This is a genomic window from Priestia sp. JV24, from assembly GCF_025910025.1.
Classification (GTDB): Bacteria; Bacillota; Bacilli; order Bacillales; family Bacillaceae_H; genus Priestia; species Priestia megaterium.
Window position 1 is genome coordinate 15,680 of record NZ_JAPCIN010000011.1, and the last position, 16,457, is coordinate 32,136.

Consider the following 16,457-nt stretch of genomic DNA (forward strand, 5'->3'; position numbering starts at 1 on the left):
AAAGGTATGGGTGTTACTGAGAAAATGAATGTCACTCTCTAAATGTTGCGTGTGGGGTTTAGAAAGTTCTATGCAACTGCATATTTTCTAATTCATTCGCTCTATGTATTGTTAAAGTAACAATATAACCATATCTTATCACATGAAGGAAATTCGATTCAATATATTTATTGATTTTCTTTTTAAATTGTTCTAAATAATTAGTGAATGTAAAAAAATGTTTTTATTAGGTGAATGTGTATCTATAAAAAAACAATAGAAAAAAATAGTGAGTTTTTATGAGAGACATTTGTTTATTTCTGACGGACTGTAAGCTTCAAAAGAGTACAATCCGTCCTGTAAATCAGTATTAAGAAAAAATGAGCTGAACCCAGTAGAATAGGAGGAAAAGTGTAACGATGGTGGTAAGCGGGATAACGATAAGTGATACTTTTAAATAATCTTTCCATTTTACCTTGATATGATTTTCTTTTAAAATATGCATCCAAATAAGAGAGGCCAGTGTTCCAATCGGTAATAAAAGCGAGCCCATATCACTTCCAATAATATTAGCAAGGTAAATAGTTTTAAGAGTAATAGGATCGAGCCCCATTTCAGTCAAGGTAATGGTTCCGACCATTAAGGCAGGGTGATTGTTAAACAAGTTAGAGAGAATGGAAACAAGTCCTCCCATGATAAAGCTTGCTTCAAAAAGCCCTCGATTCACAATTGGTTCGCAAATTTTTACAAGTAGATCTGTCAATCCTACGTTATGCAATCCGTAAATAATAACGTACATTGAAAATGCAAAAACGAAAATGTGCCACGGCGTTTTCTTTAAAATATCAATCGGGTTTGTACGTAAGTGATACCATCTCCAAATAAGTAAGATCAATGAGCCTAGTACAGCAACCAATTCGATTGGTATGCCGAAATAAGAGGCGACAAATAGGAGACAGCGCATAACAAACACAAATAATAAAACTTTCAGCATAAATTGTGTGCGTTTACGTTTTGTTTCAACAGAAATGCTTCCTTTTAAGGGGTGAAACTGTTTCGTAAAGAAACTCTCTTCTATATCTTTTGAAGCATGCGGCAGTTTTTTTGGCAAATGGCGTTTTACGACCGTATACATGAGCCAAGACATAAATAATAAACCAAGTGTCGCCGGTACAAACATCATCGCCGTGTGCATATAAAGCGACATATGAACAATTTTTAAGGCAATCAAATTGACAATATTACTTACACCTATAGGCGCGCTGGAAGCGGTAGCAATAAGCGCTCCACTTAAAAGGTAGGGGATCTGCTGGTGGGGTTTTAGCTGAAGGTTTTTCAAAAGTAGAATTAAAATTGGAGTGGTAATTAAAATACTGCCGTCATTATTAAATAGTAAAGTCATTAAAAAGCACAGCAGTTGAATGTACCAATATAATCGGTACCCTGAGCCTTTGGATAAACTCACTAGTCGTGCAGCTGCCCAGTGGAAGAATCCAAAACTTTCTAATATGACGGCCATGACAATGGTGGCAATAATGGTGATAGAAGCGCCGCTTATCTTTCCGAAAATATCAACGATGTCTGATTTGGATACAATTCCTGTAAGCAGGATAATGGCTGCTCCTATGGCTGCCGGCCATGCTTCGTTGATGCCGTTTGGCCTCCAAAAAATGACGAGCATTGTCATTGTAAACACGAAAATGGCAATTCCAATTTCAATATTCATCAGTATGCTCCTTTCTTCTAAAATTTGTAATGAATATACCCTTGCATGTCCCTTACACTCTATTTATATTCATTTATTACTAGAAGGATTGTGCATAAGACCATTTTTGCTAATATGTTTGTTTATCTTGCCAAGGCACGTATCACCTCGGGAGAGGAGCCTATAAAAAAGAGGCTGGGACATAACTAAACCCATCCAATCTAAAGAGAAATCAATCGGATAAAGGAGCTAGTAGGCATTGCTTTTTAAAGTGCTGTTGATTTCCATGCCAGCCTTTGCTTTCTGCTTGTCCCGCAGGAGTCTTCGTCTTGTACAGATAGAAGCCGCTATATACATGAAACCTACGCTCACCATATCAATAAAAAAATCCGAACCATTCATCGTTCGGATTTTCCTTCAGCTGACATACTTTTGTTCCAGCCTGTTCAAGATTAGCAAGTATAGACTTTTTCGTGTAAAGTTAGCGCTTTTATCTGATCGTGGTCAGGTTCGTAGCCGATGCCTGGTGTATCAGGAACGGAAATAATACCGTTGTCGACCGTTATTTCCGGATGAATGATATCACGCCGCCAGTATTTAGAGGATGCAGCTGTATCTCCGGGAAGCGTAAAATTGGCAAGTGTGGTAATGGCAATATTATGTGCTCGTCCGATACCTGATTCCAGCATACCGCCGCACCATACGGGCATACCGTGAGTTTGACAAAGGTCATGAATTTTTTTGGCTTCTGTTAGTCCGCCTACTCGTCCAATTTTAATGTTAATAATTTGTGTGCTTCCAAGTTTAATAGCTTTTCGAACGTCTTCAGCTGAATGAATGCTTTCATCTAAGCAAATGGGCGTGCGCATGCGGACCTGCAGTTCAGCGTGATCAATTAAATCATCATGAGCCAACGGCTGTTCAATCATCATTAAATCAAACTCATCAAGCTGAGCAAGGTGATCAGCATCTGCAAGCGTATAAGCAGAGTTCGCATCAACCATCAGCGGGGTAGAAGGGAACTCGTTTCGAACGGCGCGCGTCAAGTTAAGATCCCAGCCCGGCTTAATTTTAATTTTGATCCGCTTATATCCTTCATTCAAGCCGGCTTCAATTTTGCGAAGCGTTTCGTCAATTGTAGGCTGAATGCCAACGCTGAGACCAACTTCAATTTGACTTTTACTGCCTCCTAGCGCTTTAGATAGAGAGAGGTTTTGCCTGCGCGCATACAAATCCCAAACTGCACCTTCTAACGCCGCTTTTGCCATGTAATTGCCGCGAATATGAGCAAAGCGTTGGGATACTTCGTCAGGATGCTGAATTTCTTTCTGTTGAAGCAAAGGAATTAAAAAATCCTCCATAATGTGCCAGTTTGTTTTGAGCGTTTCTTCTTTATAAAAAGGATCCGCGCACGCTACGGATTCAGCCCAGCCGGATCGTCCGTCTTCGTCTTGAATTTCTACTAAAATAAAATCTCGATCCACTTCTTTTCCAAGGCTTGTCGTAAACGGATGAAGTAAATCCATTTTTAAATGACGTAAAATACCGCGTTTGATCTTCATTTTTGCACCTCTTTTTTCGTTAAAATATAAAAATGAACGGGTGCGCTGCTCTCTGGATGCTTCATAAAACCTGTTACTTGGAATCCTTTTGCAAAACACGTTTGAAATACGCGTCTTGTACGCATACGCCAGTCTAATGCTAGAGAAGGAGAGACTTCTTTCATTTGCTGAAAAGCAGACGGAATAGCTACAGACACGACGTCACCATTCAACCATCTTTCATCAATACCTATAACAGAAGGAAATCCTTTATCCGTTAACGTCCATTGAGTAAGCGATGCCTCCATCATTTGATCTGGCGTATAGAGAGGCTGAGCTCGTTTCGTATCCTCTAAAGATGCCCATTCTACAACGAATCGATCAGAAGGCAAATCAGCATTTAACGGATCATTCATGTCTCCGTAGCAGTTTTCAATATAGGTAGAACAAACGGCTCCAAGCTTTCCAATATTTAAATACCCGTTGGCGCTTTCTAGAGGATCATACGTCCAGCTGATATATGAATACCCTATTTTTTTACTTTCTTGCCGCTGCGCATGCTTAAGCTTAGCTCCGATACCCATGCTGCGATAGGCAGGGTCAACTGCTAATATATGAGAACATAAGTAGACGCAATTTCCGTCAAACCCTGGAAAACTATACTGAAAGCCAATCAGCTTTTCATGTAGAAACGCACCGAGAACAAGACCTCCGTTTTTAACAGCGGTCAAGGTTTGATGAACGGGCGTTGCTTCTTTTTCTCCCCAGACGCGGCTTTCTAATGCGCGTACGTCTTCTAGTTCAGCGGTTGTGGTAAGTGAACGAATCGTTAAAGCTTCAGTCATATGTTTACTTCCTTTCTATTATCTATTCTAAAAAGATGTTTTGCTCAGCATATAGCTTTTCCAAGTGTTCCTGTCTTTTTCCAGCCGTTTTTTCATCTCTTTTTTGCATGCTGCTAATGACAATTTGAGATAGGGCAAGAAGCGATAAAATATGTTCGGTTGTGCCGGCTAAAAGCGTGATATCAGCGATTTGACCTACCGGAGACAGACGGCGGTCTGTAATGGCAATTACTTTCGCTCCTTGTTTTTTAGCTTGCTGAGCTACTTCAAGCGCTTCTTTTGTATAGCGCGGCAGTGAAAATACAACAACAGCAGATTCACTAGTAAGATTGCATAGCGTTTCAAGCAAAAATCCTGTTGGAAAAGATAAAAGAACATGATTGCGAAGCTGATTCATTTTATAATACAGCCAGTAAGCTGCCGTATGAGATTCGCGGAAACCTGCAATATACACTTGATCACTTTTGATAAGCGCATCTGCAGCTTGAGATAATTCCTTTTCGTCAACAGGGGAAAGCCATTCACTAAAAGGTTTCTTTTCTTCTGCTGCAGAATCAGCTGCATGCTTGCTAGCTGCTTCTTTTGATTCGGCAGAAGAAAGCCATTCTTTTCGCATTAGCTCCTGTAAATCGGAAAAACCATTTAACCCAAGTGCGTAAGCTAGACGAATAACGGTTGTTTCACTGACACCTGCTTCTTTGCCAATTTGCCCAGCCGTGTACAGCGAGCCTTTTTCCGTAAAATTAACGAGAAACTCCGCCACTTTTTTTTGACCGCGAGAAAGGTCAGGAAATTTATGTTTAATTAATTCTTGAAATGATGGATTCATATAGCCTCCTAAAAAGAAGTTATAACTTCATAAAAATATATTAATGCATTTTTAACTTCATTTCAATTGCTGTTTCAAAATAAAAAGAAGCCCTCGTGATATAATAAATTGATTATTCAAAAATAAATGCCATTATTCAAAAACGAATTGTGTTTTATTCAAAAATGAATAGAAAGCGGGGAGCATACATGAATTCAGAATGGAATGAAAATCAGTGGATCCTTCATTCATTAAAAGATGATTTGCTTGTGACGGATGAAAAAGGCATCATTGTCCGAATACATGAAGGAACGGGAAATATTTACGACGTAAAAGCTGAAAAACTGCTGGGAAAGTCTGTTTATGAACTTGAAAAACAAGGGTTGTTTACGCCAATCGTTACGCCAATTGTGCTTGAAACAAAGAAGAAAATTACGCTTGTACAAACAACTAAACAAGGCAAGCAAGTGCTCGTTACAGGCATTCCTGTCAAAGATGAAAAAGGAGAGATTAAAAGAATCGTCAGCTATTCTCATGATGTGACGGAGCTTATGGAAATGAAAACATATCTTGATGCGATGGAAGGCGAAATGCAGCGCGTAAAGAGCGAGCTTATGCTGCTGCGGAACCAAAATCTATCAACAGAAGGAATTGTATGCAACAGCGAAAAGATGCAGCACGTTCTTCGTACGGCTGTTCACGTTTCGAACGTAGACGTAAATATTTTACTTTTAGGGCAGTCAGGAGTAGGAAAAACGCACGTAGCCAAGCTGATACATAACAAAAGTACAAGAAGCAAAGGGCCGTTTATTGAAGTGAACTGCGGGGCCATTCCAGATCATTTATTTGAGGCCGAACTGTTTGGCTACGAAGCGGGTGCTTTTACCGGTGCATCTAAAAATGGAAAGGTGGGACTGGCCGAATTAGCAGATGGAGGTACGCTTTTTTTAGATGAAGTCGGAGAACTGTCACCGGCGCATCAAGTAAAAATCTTAAAGCTCATTCAAGAAAAACAGTTTTATTCCGTTGGCGGAAGAAAGCCTAAAACCGTGGACTTTCGCCTAATTGCAGCGACGAACAAAGATTTAGAAAAAGCCGTTGCTGAAAAAGAATTTCGAGAAGATTTATACTTTCGTTTAAGCGTCGTACCGATTACCATTCCATCTTTGAACGAGCGCCCTGAAGATATTTTTCCGCTGCTCACACATTTTGCCGAGCAGTTTGAAAAGAAATACAACCGAAAAAGAACGTTTGATAATGCGGTTATTCACGCACTGCTTGCACATGAGTGGAAAGGAAACGTACGAGAGTTAATCAATGTGATTGAACACGCCGTGGTTGTGTCTTCACAAACGCTGATTACAATGGAGCATTTGCCGCATTCTCTGCATAGAAAAAAACGGATTCAACACGTTGAAGAACATGGGGAAATGAAGCTTAACGACGCGTTAAACGAGCTGGAAAAAGAGATATTAGTAAAAGCAAAAAAACAGTATAAAACGACAACAGAAATAGGGGAAGCACTTGGAATCAGTCAGCCTTCAGTTGTTAGAAAATTAAAAAAACATTCCGTTTTTTAACGTCTTTGGCACGCTCTTTGCATGTAAAACAAGTACAAACACATTACTTGATAGATTGCGAGGAGGAAGTCAGATGACGCAGGCATCACTTACACAGTTAATGAACAGTTTACCAGATTTACTAGCACCAAGCATGGCGAAAGATCACCCTAATTTACCCGTGGTAAAAGCAGAGGGCTGCTACTACTACGGAGTGAACGGAAAAACGTATTTAGATTTTACATCAGGTATTGCAACAGCGAATACAGGTCATCGTCACCCTAAAGTTGTACAAGCGATTAAAGAAAGCGTTGATCATCTTATGCACGGCCCGTCAGGTGTGATTATGTATGAATCTATTTTACAGCTTGCTGAAGAATTAAAAACAGTATTGCCAAGAGGATTGGACTGCTTTTTCTTTGCCAACAGCGGAACCGAAGCAATAGAAGGAGCGTTAAAACTGGCAAAGTACGTTACGCAAAGACCTTATACGGTTTCGTTTACGGGCTGCTTTCACGGTCGTTCTCTCGGAGCGCTTAGTGTGACGACATCAAAAAGCAAATACCGGAAATTTCTTCAGCCATCGGGCTTAACGTATCAAGTGCCTTATGCAGACGCGACTCAGTGTCCAAAAGGAGAAGATCCGGAAATCTACTGCGTGGAAAAGCTGGAAAGAGATTTTGACACTTTGTTTAAGCATCAAGTAACTCCGGAAGAAGTAGCGTGCATGATTGTAGAGCCGGTTCTTGGAGAAGGCGGCTACGTGATCCCTCCGAAAGCGTGGCTGCAAAAAATAAGAGAAGTGTGTGACAGACACGGCATTCTGCTTATTTTTGACGAAGTGCAAACTGGCTTTGGACGCACCGGCGAGTGGTTTGCAGCTCAGACGTTTGACGTGACGCCTGACATTATGGCAATCGCAAAAGGCATAGCATCAGGACTTCCGTTAAGTGCTACCGTAGCTTCCAAGCAGCTAATGGAAAAGTGGCCGATTGGTACACACGGAACCACTTTTGGAGGCAATCCAATCGCTTGTTCAGCAGCGCTTGCGACATTGGACGTACTAAAAGAAGAAAAGCTGATTGAAAACTCAAAAGAAATGGGGAAATATGCAGCGGATCAGCTTCAGCATTTGAAAGCGAAGCATGAAGTTATCGGAAGTATTCGTTCAGTAGGATTAATGATTGGAATTGAAATTATTAATCCGAAAACAAAGCAAGGTGACGGAAGCCTTCTTCTTGAGATTTTAGACAAATGTTTGGAAAAAGGGGTGCTGTTTTACCTTTGCGGAAATAGCGGAGAAGTAATTCGAATGATTCCTCCTTTAACGATTACAAAAGAAGAAATTGATGCCGGGCTTCGCGTGTTAGACGAGGCATTGACAGAAATCACAAGTCTTCACGTGATCTAAAGCTTTAGAAAGCTCTTTGTTTCAATGAAAGATAGATTGACCCATAATAAGGAGGAATCTGTTATGAACGGACTGGATATGACGGTTATGTTTGTCTATTTTGGCGTATTGGTTGTAGCTGGTATCATTGGCTCGTTAAAAGCAAAGTCATCAGAAGATTTTATTTTAGCCGGGCGAAACTTAGGGATGTTCATGTATTTAGGATGTTTGTCTGCCGTTATTCTAGGAGGAGCGTCAACGATTGGAACGGCTCAGCTTGGCTACGAGCACGGGCTGTCTGGCATTTGGTTCGTGACGATGATTGGACTTGGAATCATTACGCTTGGCACGATTTTTATTAAGCGGATTTCGTCGTTGAAAGTGACCACTATCAGTGAGCTGCTAGGAAAAAGATATAACGCTCAAGCGCAAATTATCAGCGCCGTTGTTGCCGCTATTTATACACTCATGGTATCAGTCACTCAAGTGATTGGAATGGGAACGATCATTCATGCGTTGCTTGGCTGGAACATGACGGCATCAATGCTAATTGGCGGTTCGATTGTTTTGTTCTACACGATTTTAGGCGGAATGTGGAGCGTAACGGTCACTGATATTATTCAGTTTGTTGTGATGACGGTCGCGATTTTTGGATTTATGCTTCCAATGAGCGTATCAGAAGCAGGAGGTTTCAAAGCGCTTGCCGGAGATTTGCCATCATCTTATTTTGATTTTTCATCGATTGGATACGGTCAAATCTTTCAGTATTTCCTCTTGTATACGCTTGGTATGGCAGTATCTCAAGATATTTGGCAGCGGGTATTTACGGCACGAACAGAAAAAATTGCGCGAAACGGCTCCATTTTTGCAGGTGTGTACAGCATTGCCTACGCGATTGCGGGAAGTGTAATTGGAATGTGTGCGTATTTGCTGCTGCCAAACGCAGAAAGCAGTCAAAGCATATTTGCGACGCTTGCAGTTCAAATTCTGCCTCAAGGGTTATTAGGTCTCGTGCTGGCAGGCGTTTGTTCGGCGCTGATGTCAACTGCTTCAGGAACACTGCTTGCGTCTTCTACGCTGATTAGTAACGATATTATTAAAAAAGTGTGGCTTAAAAATATTTCAGAGAAAAATTATTTAATTTTAACCCGTGTGAATACACTTATTGTCGGCGTGCTTGCTATTATTTTTGCTCTTTGGATTCAAGACGTGCTTGTTGCTTTAGACGTTGCGTATGCCATTTTATCAGGAGCGATTTTTGTTCCGTTTGTTGTGTCGCTGTTTTGGAAAGACATTCATCCAAAAGCAGGAGTTTCAGCGATTGTTGTTAGTACACTAGTAGTACTTGGAGGTCTATTGATTGAAGGACTTTCTTCTACCACGCCAATCCTGTACGGAATTTCAAGCAGCATTATTATAATGGCTGGATTTGCGGTTATGGCTCGAAACAAAGAACTGTCTGACCAAGAGCCGGTAAGCGAAGATGTAAAATAAGAAAAGAAAGGCTTCTCCTTTACGGTGAGAAGCTTTTTATATTCCTGCTTATTATTTTAGCCAGTAATCGTACATACTAATGGATATTCCCAAAGAAAAGAGTGTTACAAATGGAACGAACACTGCTAAAAGGGCTAACTGTGTTGTGTGCAGTTCTTTTTCCTTTTGTTGTAAAAAAACCGAAATTTAAAGAAATGCTGATTGTCTTTTTTGCAAAAGGGATTTTGGCCACGCTTATTGATGCTTATGCTGTAAACACGAATCGAATCAAATATCCTGTTCGGCCGTATCCTCGCATTTTTTCAACTAATATTTTATATGATCTGCTGTTTTTTCCTTTGCTAAGTATGGTTTGGGTTAGACAATCTTATGAAGACAAGCTTCCTGCAATCTTACTAAAAAGCTTGATGTGGAGCGTTCCGATGAGTATCAGCCAGTGGTATTTAGAGAGAAATAGCAATCTGTTTAAATGGAAAAAGTGGACCATCTTTCATACATTTGCAAGTGTTAGTTTTACATTGCTGACAATCAGGGGGTTAGCTGGCCTTGTCAAAAAAGCAGATAAAAAGCTATAGTTCAGCTTTTTATCTGCTTTTTTATGCACAAATCTAGACAACATCTATCAAGCAGGAGTAAACTAAATGCTCAGATTATACAGATAAGGAGATTGTTACATGAAAAGCAGAACGTCCGTAATGGTTAGTATTGTGCTGGCAATGCTAGTGGCTTCGCTTGATTCAACGATAATGAATACGACGATGCCTGTTATTGCAAAAGAGCTTGGAAGGTTTGATTTGTACGCGTGGTCGTTTGCTTCGTACATGATTGCAAGTACGATTTTATCTCCGGTAGCGGGGAGATTATCGGATTTATTTGGCCGCAAAAAAGTATTTGGGTTTGGAATTATTGCTTTTTTAATTGGTTCGATGCTTTGCGGCGTGGCGAATACGATGATTCAGCTTGTTCTTTTCCGTGCGGTTCAAGGAATAGGAGCCGGGTTTATGGTGGCCTTTCCCGCTATTATTGCCGGAGACTTATTTCCTGTAGAGAAAAGAGGGAAAATTCAGGCGCTCTTTACAACGATGTGGGGATTATCAGCTGTGTTAGCTCCGCTTTTAGGCGCTTTTTTTGTGGATTATTTAACGTGGAGATGGATTTTCTTTATTAATTTACCCGTATGTATTGTTTCATTTCTGACGTTAATGCCATATCAAGAAAGCTATAAGCCGAAAAGAGCAAAAGTCGATTACATCGGTGCCATTTTGTTTGGAGCGGGCGTTACGTCGCTGCTGCTCGTTACGGTAGTGGAACAAAACCGCGTCGTGTATGCAGTAGCGGGACTTATTTTATTAGTGATTTTTTATCTCCATGAACGAAAACATGCTTCTCCGATTGTCCCGCTGTCTATGTTCCAAAACAAAACGCTGTCATGGATTAATATCAATGCGTTTATTGGGACAGTAGCTTTATTCGGAACGTCAAGCTACATTCCGTTATTTTTACAGCGAGTAGCGCATCTGTCACTGTTTATGAGCGGAGTAGCCCTGTTAGGAACAGCGGTCGGATGGATGTCTGTGTCCGTGCCGGCGGGGAAATGGATTTTAAAACACGGCTACAGAAAGCTGTTGTTAATTGGAAATGTGCTGCTGGTTGGCTCAGGAACACTGCTGCTTATGCTAAATGAAAGTCACGGTTTCTTTTATGTGTTTTGCGTCATGATTGTACAAGGACTATCGTTTGGACTGCTTTCTACGGTTGGCGTCATTGGTGTACAGCAATTAGTAGGCGGACATGAAAGAGGTATTTCAACGTCATTTTTTATGTTTTGCAGAAACATGGGAACAGCAATCGGCGTTACCATTATGGGTGCTTTGCTGACTTCAGGCGGAAGCTTTATGGCGGGCATTCATCACTTGTTTTTATTTGGCTTTGCCGGAAGCATCGTGGCGTTATTAACTTCCTTAAAAATTCAAAACGATACGGAAGCAAAGCACAATCGAGCTGCTAGTTGAGGGAATTTATGCTAAATATGTTTATTTCATAAAAAAACGGGAAGAAACCAAATAAGGTCATACAATTGCCTGATAAATCGTAGGCATATTCTTCTTCTTCTTTCACTTACTACATGTGGGACGCCGGGTATCGGCGTCTTTTTTTGCGTGGTTATACGCAGGTTATATAACAAAACGAATATGTAAAGAATGTTAAATTTAAATAATGGGACTTTTTACAAAAATAAGTCTTTAAATGGCAAAAAACATTAGGTATAATTTAGTAGTCATTTAGCATATTTTAGAAATGTTTGACTGAGTTTGTACGAAAAAGTGAAAGGGGATATTTCATGTCATGGCTCACCAAATGGTCGTTCAAAAACAAAGCGGCTATTACCATTATGTCTATTTTAATTTTAGCTTTAGGAGTCATTAGTTATTTTACACTTCCAATGGAGTTCCTGCCGACCGCTGATCAGCCTCAAGTGTCAGTAGTGGTTATGGGGCAAGGAACGGATGCAGACTCCATGGAAAAACAAGTGACGTCACCGATTGAAGAAGCGGTAGCTGGTGTTAAAGGAAAAAGTAACGTGTATTCGACGACGGGAGACGGCTATTCCAAAATCGATATTTCATTTGAATCCAAAACGGATATGAAAGAAGCAAAAACAAACGTCCAAGAAGCGCTGTCTTCGGTGCAGCTTCCAGCCAGCGTATCAAAGCCTAATGTTATTCAATTAAATACCTCTATGATTCCTATCGCAGATATTTCACTCACATTTAAAGAAGGATTAACAAGAGACAATCTGGATCTTGCAGAGAAAAAACTGATCCCTAAATATAAAGACGTTAAAGGCATTGCGAGTGTTCAAACGTATGGAACAGCGGATTCCTACGTGTCTATTAAAGTTGATAATAAAAAATTGTCACAAAAGAACGTGACGATTGATAAAGTCATCAGCGTGTTAGAAGGAAAAAACACGTCGCTTGCAGTTGGAGAAAAAGTCATTAATAACAAGTCGAGCAACATCAACGTAACAGGTAAAATTGACAGCTTGGACAAAGTGAAAAAGCTGCCGGTTGCACCGAATGTAACGCTAGGGGACCTTGCAAAAGTAGAGGTCAAAAAGCCTGAAGGCGTCGTGACGCATATTAACGGAAAAGATGCACTTTTACTTATTGTGACAAAAGACAGTCACTCAAACGCCGTTAGCATTACAAAAGAAGTAAAAAAACTGTCTCAGCAAATTAACAAAGACTATAACAATGTGAATGCTTCTGTATTTTTTGCAACAGGGGACAGCGTACAAAACTCTGTTCATTCCATGATGAAAGAAGTGTTGCTGGGCGCACTTTTTGCGACCGTTGTCATCATGCTGTTTTTACGCAGCGTTCGCTCTACGTTTATCACAATTGTATCCATTCCGTTATCGCTTTGCTTTACGCTGTTCTTACTGTCTAAATCAGGCGTAACGCTCAATATTTTAACGCTTGGAGGAGTAGCCGTAGCGATTGGGAGATTGGTAGATGATAGCATCGTTGTAATTGAAAACATCTTCCGAAAAATGCAAAAAGAAGAGTTTTCGCTTGGGCTCATTATTGACGCAACAAAAGAAGTGGGCTCTGCTATCACCGCTTCTACGTTAACGACAGTAGCCGTTTTTTTACCAATCGGTCTTGTAAACGGAGGGCTTCAGGACTTTATGCTTCCGTTTGCTCTGACGCTGACGTATTCCCTGCTGTCTTCATTAATTGTGGCGCTTACTGTTGTACCGTTAATGAGTGCGGGGTTATTAAAAAATGAAAAACTTCGCAAGCACAAGCAGCCGGTTCGTTTTACAAAGGTCATTACGTGGTCGCTTAATCATAAATGGGTTGTGCTGCTGCTTTCGCTTCTTTTATTTGTCGGATCTATTGGCGCGTACACAATGATGCCTAAAGGAGCGGTTGATAACTCTTCATCTGACTTTGTAAGCACAACGTTAAGCTATCCAAACAACACGCCAATTAAGACCGTAGAAGAAAAATCACTGCAGCTTGAACGCTATATTTTAGCTCAAAAAGAAGTAAAAGAGGTATACATGCAGCTTGGTAATACGGATGAAGGAGCCAAGTGGGGAGACGTTGGTTCGCCTACTGAAGCTACGTATACGATTATCGTAAAAGACAGTGGAAATACTGATTCGCTAATGAAACGAATCCAAAATCAAAAGAAACTTTATGACGGAGGGGATCTTAGCGTAAGTGCTGCTTCACTAATGGGAGCTTCCACTACTTCCATTACCGTTGATGTAATTGGAAACGACATGAACAAGTTAGAAAAAACGGCAAGCAGCATTAAGAAAGAAATCAGCGATATAAAAGGAGTAGACAAAGTTTCTACGAACCAAGACGAAAAGAAAACGATTTACTCTTTAGACGTAGATCCAACAAAAGCGAATACGCAGCAAGTAGCGCAGCAGCTTGGCGTTATGCTGAACAAAACGCCGATTGGAGCGATAGATTTAGAAGGCAAGCAAGCAAACGTACTTCTTGAATCTGTCTTAAATCCGACGTCACCAAAAGAGCTAAAAGATATTTCTATTATGACAGAGACAGGACCGTCGCCTGTTTCAAAAGTGGCTTCACTAACGCAAGCTGAAAAGCCGACCAATCAGTTTCATAAAAATGGAGACCCATATATTCAAGTAACAGCAGATGTCAATCCAGAAAAGCTTTCAGAGATTAATAAAAACATCCAAACAGCGATTTTTGGAGACGGTAAGAGTAAAGGACTCTCCATTTCAAAAGATGTTGACGTTGTAATTGGAGGAGCAAGCACGCAGCAAGGAGAAGATTTCTCTGACTTGTTCATTACGATGCTCGTGTCAATTGGTATTGTGTTCTTAATTATGGTGATTACGTTTAAAACAATCCGCACGCCGTTTGCGATTTTATTCTCACTTCCGCTTGCAGCAATCGGTGCCGTTTTAGGGTTATTAATCAGCCGCATTCCAGTAGACGTAACAGCTCTACTTGGAGCACTGATGCTGATTGGTATTGTTGTAACGAATGCCATTGTACTATTAGACCGCGTGAAGCAAAATGAAAAGAAAATGATTATGCGCGATGCGATTGTCGAAGCAGCCGCTACGCGTATGCGTCCAATCGTCATGACGTCTGCTGCTACGATTTGTGCGATGCTGCCGCTTTTATTTAAACAAAGCGAAAGCGGAAGCCTCGTTTCTCAAAGTCTAGCAGTCGTTGTAATCGGAGGATTGGCCGTTGCGACTCTTCTTACGCTTGTAGTCATTCCGGTTGTATATGAACTGCTTCATTTCAGAAAATCGAAAAAGCAAAGAATACAGCAAAAACAACAGGAAGACGTAACGCCGCTATAATGTTTAAAAGAGGTTAGGACATAAGTATTTTAGTTGAAGAAAAATCCGAACGATGAATTGAGATTCTTGAGAGAGAATCCGACTCGTTCGGATTTTTTATTGGTAAAGTGAACGTAGGTTTCATGTCTCTAGTTGCTTTTAGCTGGTGATTGGAGGGCAAGACGAAGACTCCTGCGGGAAAAGCGGAACAGGTGAGACCCCGCAGGAGCACAAGCGACGAGGAGGCTCACCGTCCGCCCGCGGAAAGCGAAGTCTTGCATGGAAATCACCAGCGGTGTCACAAGCGGCTCAGCTCATTCTCTCATTTGTTTGTCTTTAGCTGGAATTGATTTGGGTACGTTCCAGCCTCTTTTTTATGAAACTTTTGGCTAGTAAAACGTATAGTTAGATAAAGAAATGGAGGGGATAATATGTTTGGAACAAAAGAGCAGTGTTCTGTTTGTCAAAAAGAAATTCAGCCGAATGAAGAAGTATGGATGCGGATGAAGTATCCAAGTAAAAGAGGCATGACCGAAATTAAAGCTTTTCTACATCAAGAGGCGCAGTTTGTATGCATGGACTGTTTTGAAAAAAAAAAAAAGAGTCAAATGCACATGTTCTCTTTTCAAAATATTGACATAGTATATTTTATAGTTTAATATTTAGATAATTATCTAAATACTTAAATACGATGGAGATGAACTTCAATTGAATGAAACGTTTAAAGCCTTAGCGGATCCTACTCGCAGAAAGATTTTAGAGCTGCTAAAAGAGCGGGATTTAACCGCAGGAGAAATTTCCGAGTATTTTAATATGACCAAACCAAGCATCTCAAATCATTTAAAAATCTTGAAGCAAGCGGACCTCGTTCAAGATGAAAAAAGAGGGCAGTTTGTGATTTATTCGTTAAATACAACCGTTTTTCAAGATTTAATCGGCTGGTTTTTCAGCTTTCAGAAAGGAGAGAGTTAAATGAAAAAACACGTATTTCCTTTAGGTATTACCCTTTTAACCCTAGTTGCATGGCTGATTGCACTGCCGCACCTTCCAGCTACAATGCCCATTCACTGGGGAGCAAATGGAGAAGCAGACGGATTTGCAACGAAGATCAACGCAATGATCTTAACAGTAGGCATCATGGTACTAATTTATTTTATCATCGCATTTGTTCCGCGAATTGACCCGCGCAAAGAAAATTATAAGTACTTTTCAAAAACGTATAACATCGTGTTAAACGCTGTACTGCTATTATTCTTTTTTGTAAATATGAGTACTATTTTACAGGGGCTGGGCTATAACGTGCCGATGGCGTACATTGCTCCGATTATGGCTGGACTCGTTTTTATCATTATTGGAAACTACTTGCAGCGCGTGCGCTCGAACTATTTTATGGGCATTCGTACACCGTGGACATTGAGCAATGAAACCGTATGGAAAAAGACGCATCGTTTATCTGGAAAGCTCTTTTTTATCGGCGGACTGCTGATTCTTATTAGCGCTTTTTTACCTGATGGATACAAGTCAGTTATTATGTGGGGTAGTATCGTTCTGTGCGTGGCGATTCCTTATCTGTATTCATACTTGGCGTATAAAAAAGAAATGAATATGTAAGCATACAAAAAATCCGGTGAACATACCGGATTTTTTTTGGATAACGTATCAGCCGTAACGCCACCGTTCGTGTCACGCCGGCTGATGGGAATAAATACAGCATAAAGTATGAAACGCGTTTCAGGTCAAGACTTAGCATGGAACACTTACAGATTTTTCGAACAAGAATGCCCAC

The 16,457-nt window shown here is 40.5% G+C and carries 14 protein-coding genes; 10 read left to right on the forward strand and 4 right to left on the reverse strand.

Features of this window, described 5'->3' with window-relative positions; translation table 11 throughout:
• Positions 1-349: 349 nt before the first annotated feature.
• From OK414_RS05255 to OK414_RS05270, 4 genes are all read right to left on the reverse strand, one after another.
• A complete protein-coding gene (locus OK414_RS05255; RefSeq protein ID WP_034653903.1) occupies positions 350-1,705 on the reverse strand; it encodes an arsenic transporter in 1,356 nt (451 codons plus the stop codon).
• 431 nt (positions 1,706-2,136) lie between these two features.
• Positions 2,137-3,246, reverse strand: coding sequence for an o-succinylbenzoate synthase (gene menC / locus OK414_RS05260; RefSeq protein WP_263045504.1), 1,110 nt, complete (start codon positions 3,244-3,246; stop codon positions 2,137-2,139).
• Positions 3,243-4,070 carry a GNAT family N-acetyltransferase gene (locus tag OK414_RS05265; protein ID WP_263045503.1) on the reverse strand — a complete coding sequence of 276 codons (828 nt, stop codon included), beginning with the start codon at positions 4,068-4,070 and terminating at the stop codon, positions 3,243-3,245. The genes menC and OK414_RS05265 overlap by 4 nt, the downstream gene beginning before the upstream one ends.
• Positions 4,071-4,092: 22 nt before the next feature.
• Positions 4,093-4,899 (reverse strand): MurR/RpiR family transcriptional regulator, encoded by an 807-nt coding sequence (locus OK414_RS05270; protein ID WP_034653895.1) that lies wholly within the window; start codon positions 4,897-4,899, stop codon positions 4,093-4,095.
• 188 nt (positions 4,900-5,087) lie between these two features.
• On the opposite strand from OK414_RS05270, the gene OK414_RS05275 reads away from it, so the two are divergent.
• From OK414_RS05275 to OK414_RS05320, 10 genes are all read left to right on the forward strand, one after another.
• Complete coding sequence (locus tag OK414_RS05275) at positions 5,088-6,458, forward strand: sigma-54 interaction domain-containing protein (protein WP_254176792.1); 1,371 nt, start codon at positions 5,088-5,090, stop codon at positions 6,456-6,458.
• 73 nt (positions 6,459-6,531) lie between these two features.
• On the forward strand, positions 6,532-7,848 hold the full coding sequence (locus OK414_RS05280; protein ID WP_263045502.1) for an aspartate aminotransferase family protein: 1,317 nt from the start codon (positions 6,532-6,534) through the stop codon (positions 7,846-7,848).
• Between the two features lie 63 nt (positions 7,849-7,911).
• Complete coding sequence (locus OK414_RS05285) at positions 7,912-9,321, forward strand: sodium:solute symporter (RefSeq protein WP_026106757.1); 1,410 nt, start codon at positions 7,912-7,914, stop codon at positions 9,319-9,321.
• Positions 9,322-9,431: 110 nt separating this feature from the next.
• On the forward strand, positions 9,432-9,896 hold the full coding sequence (locus tag OK414_RS05290; protein ID WP_016766452.1) for a CBO0543 family protein: 465 nt from the start codon (positions 9,432-9,434) through the stop codon (positions 9,894-9,896).
• Between the two features lie 99 nt (positions 9,897-9,995).
• Positions 9,996-11,333 (forward strand): MFS transporter, encoded by a 1,338-nt coding sequence (locus OK414_RS05295; RefSeq protein WP_034653888.1) that lies wholly within the window; start codon positions 9,996-9,998, stop codon positions 11,331-11,333.
• A 329-nt stretch (positions 11,334-11,662) separates the two neighbouring features.
• Entirely contained in the window at positions 11,663-14,692 is a 3,030-nt protein-coding gene (locus tag OK414_RS05300; RefSeq protein WP_263045501.1) for an efflux RND transporter permease subunit, read from the forward strand.
• A 145-nt stretch (positions 14,693-14,837) separates the two neighbouring features.
• Complete coding sequence (locus tag OK414_RS05305; protein ID WP_216873966.1) at positions 14,838-15,011, forward strand: hypothetical protein; 174 nt, start codon at positions 14,838-14,840, stop codon at positions 15,009-15,011.
• A gap of 91 nt (positions 15,012-15,102) precedes the next feature.
• Complete coding sequence (locus OK414_RS05310) at positions 15,103-15,330, forward strand: Fe3+ hydroxamate ABC transporter substrate-binding protein (protein ID WP_263045500.1); 228 nt, start codon at positions 15,103-15,105, stop codon at positions 15,328-15,330.
• Positions 15,331-15,379: 49 nt separating this feature from the next.
• Positions 15,380-15,643: an autorepressor SdpR family transcription factor gene (locus OK414_RS05315; RefSeq protein WP_013082079.1), complete on the forward strand. Its 264-nt coding sequence runs from the start codon at positions 15,380-15,382 to the stop codon at positions 15,641-15,643.
• On the forward strand, positions 15,644-16,282 hold the full coding sequence (locus tag OK414_RS05320) for an SdpI family protein (RefSeq protein ID WP_095380020.1): 639 nt from the start codon (positions 15,644-15,646) through the stop codon (positions 16,280-16,282).
• The last annotated feature ends 175 nt before the right edge of the window (positions 16,283-16,457 follow it).